The sequence below is a fragment of the Gluconobacter sp. P1D12_c genome (assembly GCF_018812105.1).
GTDB lineage: Bacteria > Pseudomonadota > Alphaproteobacteria > Acetobacterales > Acetobacteraceae > Gluconobacter > Gluconobacter oxydans_A.
This window is the reverse complement of sequence record NZ_JACSIQ010000742.1, coordinates 1-385: the sequence shown is the minus strand read 5'-3', so window position 1 is coordinate 385 and position 385 is coordinate 1. Positions and strand designations below refer to the sequence as shown.

Below are 385 nucleotides of genomic sequence, written 5' to 3'. Positions count from 1 at the left end.
GGCCTCGGCCATGCTGCGGAAGCTCGGATCTTATCCCCGTCAGAATGGTCTGGCTGTGGCCTTGCGTGAAGTTGGCCGGATCGAGCGGTCGGTTTTCATGCTCGACTGGATACAGGATCTGGATTTGCGCAGGCGAACCCAGGCAGGGCTCAACAAGGGAGAAGCCCGGAATGCGCTGGCTCGGGCGCTCTTCTTCAACCAGCTTGGTGAACTGCGGGATCGGCGTTTTGAAAATCAGGCTTATCGAGCGTCAGGTTTAAACTGCTGGTGGCAGCGGTTATCCTATGGAATACGCGCTATCTTCAGTCTGCCATCGCAACGCTCGGCATTTCCGATGACCTGGCGCGGCATATTGCACCCCTCGGCTGGGAGCATATCTCTCTGA

The 385-nt window shown here is 57.7% G+C and carries 1 pseudogene; it reads left to right on the top strand.

The annotated features are described in order from the left end of the window. Window positions 1-385: pseudogene (locus tag KP705_RS18995) on the top strand (Tn3 family transposase); the annotation flags it as partial.